Origin of the sequence: Vibrio cionasavignyae (assembly GCF_050337155.1) — a bacterium.
Classification (GTDB): domain Bacteria; phylum Pseudomonadota; class Gammaproteobacteria; order Enterobacterales; family Vibrionaceae; genus Vibrio; species Vibrio nomapromontoriensis.
In genome coordinates this window covers 1-4529 of the sequence record NZ_JAKJSR010000049.1, presented here as the reverse complement: position 1 = coordinate 4529, position 4529 = coordinate 1, and the positions used below count along the sequence as shown (strand labels likewise).

Genomic DNA, 4529 nt, shown 5'->3' with positions numbered 1-4529 from the left:
CAATTGAAGAAGATGGCTCCTATACCGTGACGCAAGCTGAGCTCTTGCAATTTGCTACCGATATTGAAGATGACGACATGACCGCCATCATCGGAGAGCAAGGAGAGGCGACCACGGTCACAGGGACGGTACTTAACGCAGAAAATGGCCAGCCTGTCGTTGGCGCGGATGTGACCTTAAGCGATGCGGTGGGTAACTCCCATACCGTACAAACCGACGCACAAGGTCAGTATACGGTTAACGGTTCTGTCTTTGAACAAGGGACCATTACCATTGAGCAAGAAGGCGCTATTACTAATAGCTTCCTCGTGCCTGCCGGTGAAACCATTGACAGTGGCGTGATTTCCTTGTCTGATGTGCTCGAAACCACCGATATGCGCATTGTTGTGACGTGGGGTGCATCACCGCGCGATATGGATAACCATTTGTGGCTTTATGATACGGATACAGGCGCCGAGCTTGACCATATATTTTATCAAGATATGAGCCATAACTTGAGCGGGGGTACCGTTCAACAAGACGTTGATGATACCAATGGTCATGGCCCTGAAACCATCACCGTGCCGAACTATCAAGATGCCAATATGCATTACTCGGTCCACAACTATACCAATCGCAGTTGGGATGTGGATGGTGTGGATGAAGTACAAGTTCAGGTCTTTGTTGGCGATACTTTAGTACAAACCTTTACTCCGGAGCTTCCAGAAAACATCAGTGGTGACCACTGGCATGTGTTTGATGTCGTAGATGGCATTGTGGTACCAAGCCAAGAGGTTGGAGGACAAACCGCGTTTACCTTACCGACCAGTGAAGAAGCGGCCAACGCCGAAAATGGTGTTGATATTGCTGCGCTGTTTAACGTCGATGAAGGCACCGATGGAGAAAATGGCACCGATGGCAGTGACAACGTCACTGTTGGTGATATTAGCATGCCAAACGGCGTCATTACCGATAATGGTGATGGGACTTATACCATCACACCGGATGAGAACTTTAATGGTGAGTTTGAAATTAACTACACCGTTGATGATGGTAATGGTGGTATTTCACCAGCTCAACTCGATGTTACCGTTACCGCGGTAAATGATGCGGCGGTTATTTATGACCAAACGTTCAGTATGGATGAAGACGGCACATTAACCTTCACTGATGCGGAGCTTCTGATCGGAGCGACTGACGTAGAAGACGATACGCTAATGGTGACAGGTGTTCACTACGAAGGTACGGATGGGGTACTTGTCTCAAATGGCAATGGAACACATACATTCACGCCAAATGAAAACTTCAATGGCGCGATCAACCTTAGTTTTGATGTGACTGATGGAACTGATATATCAAGTGCAATCATTGATATTGCGGTTGCAGCCGTGAATGATGCGCCGATTGCGGGCTCAACATCGTACTCAGTTAACGAAGAAGGCATCATTGATATTACTGCAGAGCAACTCCTAGCGAATTCCAGTGATGCCGATGGCGAACAAGTATCGCTAGAATCGGTAACTTATTCTGGCAGCGACGGTATTTTTTCAGTACATGAAAATGGTACTTACTATTTCGCACCAAACGAAAACTTTGATGGTGACATTGAGCTACAAGTCATTGTGGCTGACGAGTCTGGGCTTACTTCAGCGACAACCGCTAACATTGATGTTATTTCGGTAAACGATGTTCCCGTTGTATCTGGACCGATAGCTTATCAGGTCAACGAAGATCACTCTATTACACTATCACAACAACAACTTTTGATTCATGCATCAGATATTGATGGCGACCAATTAGTAGCTAGCAACCTATATCTCGAAGCGTTTGGCGATGTGACTGATAATGGGGATGGTACGTTTACCATTACCCCAGCCGAAAACTTTAGTGGCCCGCTATCACTGACCTTTGATGTGAGCGATGGAGAAGAGACCATAGCAACATCGCTTAACTTAACGGTTGATCCGGTTAATGATCCCGTCATAGCACGAGACGACATAATGCTATCTAGTGCTGACCCGATGATACGTCTCGATGTCGCGCCAGAGCACGGCGCCGTCCAATATCTCGATGAGAATGGAGAGTGGGCTGATATGGTGATTGGCTTAGAGTATCCAGCCGACACAGAAGTACAATTTGTACCAAATACAGTAGAAATTCAAGCTGACACAAGGGATATCCGTGTTGGTAGTTTTGATAATGATGAAAATAGCCCAGGCTTTGACGGCAACGCAGCAACGAGTGATTGGGGTGACGTTCAAGGTGATACTGCCATCTATACAGAAGATGGAGTGGTGATTACCACTGTTGTCAGTGAAGGTGCTTTAGCGGCTTGGAATGGCCCGAATAGTCATATTGGCGCTGGCATCGGCAACCAATCCAATAATGGCTTGAGTGAAGATGAGACCTTAGCGGTAACCGTTGAAGGTGAAGATGTTAACCAAATTACTTTTCAGCTCGACGGATTAGGTGGCTATTTCGATGAAAGCAGCTCTCAAGCAACGCAAGTTAATATCCGTGCGTTTGACATAGACGGCAACTTAATTAGCACACAAGGTGGGTACAGAGATTCAGGCGAATATGAGGATACCTATTCCTTCACCACGGATGTGCCTGTTCACCAATTTGAATTAGGGACCACTGGTGGTAGCGGTACCTATGTCGTACAAAATATGACCGTGTCCAGAACTATGTCAGAGGAGATTCAACTCACAACAATTCAAGGTGATGGCAGTGAGGTAACGAATTCGTTGCTACTTAACCTTAACCACAGTACAGCAAACGATACTTTAAACGTCACTGAGCAGCTGGTAGAAATTGATGGTTCAATTACTTCACAAGCCATAGATGTCGAAGAAGATGGGGTTCTGACACTTCAAGCCAGTGATCTTTTGGTCAATGATTCTGACATTGATGGCGACGAGCTAACGTTAGTCAGTGTAGAAGCCACTGATAATACCCATGGTAGTGTATCACTGGATGCAACTGGCCAGATTCAATTCACACCAGAGGCTGATTTTAATGGGCAAACGTCTTTTGACTATACAGTGACTGATGGAAACGGGTCATTCGATACCGCTACTGTTTTTGTTAACGTCACACCTGTCAATGATGCGCCAGTCGCCAGTGATCTACCGTTTATCATTCAGGAAGATGGCTCTTTGTTGTTCAGTGATGAGGATATCCTGTTAGCGACATCTGATATTGATGGTGATGAACTGACTGTCGAGAGCGTAAGTTATGAAGGCACCGAAGGTGTATTTACTCACAATGGCGAAGGAAGCTATACCTTCGTTCCCAATGAAAATTTCCATGGCGAGTTAACTCTTAGCTATTCTGTCACGGATGGCGCAGAATCAAGCCAAGCGAATATTGGTGTAACCGTAGAGTCCGTCAACGATCTGCCTGTATTTGGCTCAGTATCTTATACCGTTGAAGAAGATAACACACTGATATTTAATGAAGACCAACTAATGTCGAATGCCTCTGATATCGAAGGGGACGTGTCATTAGTGGGTGTTAGTTACGACGGGACTGACGGGATCTTCACCATTAATAACGATGGAACATGCAGCTTTGCACCGAATGAAAATTTCAATGGYACCGTGACGCTGGATATTGTTATTGAGGATGAAGATGGCGCTCAAGTCGCGTCTACTTTTGATGTTAATGTGTTGGCCGTCAATGATGCGCCCGTTAGCGGTGACATCGCCTACACCTTGGATGAAGATGGCAACATTACCCTGTCACAAAATCAGCTGCTATCTCAAGCCAGTGATGTAGACGGCGATGATTTAACCGCCAGTAATGTGTCGGTTTCGGGTAATGCAACGGTGCTGGATAACCAAGATGGCACCTTTACCATCACACCAGATGCAAACTTTAACGGCAATATTGATGTCTCGTTTGATATCTCTGATGGCGACGCCACCGTCCAAGGAGCGGGTGGGTTGACGGTTAATCCTGTCAATGACTTACCGACTACAGACACCGTCACGGCAAGTGTCGACGAAGACWACAGCATCATTGTCAACCAAGCACAACTACTTGCTAATGCTGCTGATATTGATGGGGATGCTCTGAGTGCAGACAACTTATCTGCGACCAATGCCACTATCGTAGATAATGGCGATGGCACCTTTACCATCACACCGGACGCCAACTTTAACGGCCTCATTGATGTCTCATATGATATCAGTGATGGAAGTACACCTATTGCCGGAAACTTAGCACTCACCGTCGATCCGGTGAATGACGCTCCGATTATTTCAGCWGATGTGCCGATCACAATTGAAGAAGATGGCTCCTATACCGTGACGCAAGCTGAGCTCTTGCAATTTGCTACCGATATTGAAGATGACGACATGACCGCCATCATCGGAGAGCAAGGAGAGGCGACCACGGTCACAGGGACGGTACTTAACGCAGAAAATGGCCAGCCTGTCGTTGGCGCGGATGTGACCTTAAGCGATGCGGTGGGTAACTCCCATACCGTACAAACCGACGCACAAGGTCAGTATACGGTTAACGGTTCTGTCTTTGAACTGAAC

At 46.5% G+C, this 4529-nt stretch carries 1 protein-coding gene; it reads left to right on the top strand.

Going from position 1 to position 4529, the window contains the following annotated elements; all coding sequences use genetic code 11:
• Positions 1-4529, top strand: a 4529-nt coding sequence (locus L4D74_RS24870; RefSeq protein WP_428755069.1) for a tandem-95 repeat protein, incomplete at both ends; no start/stop codon positions are given.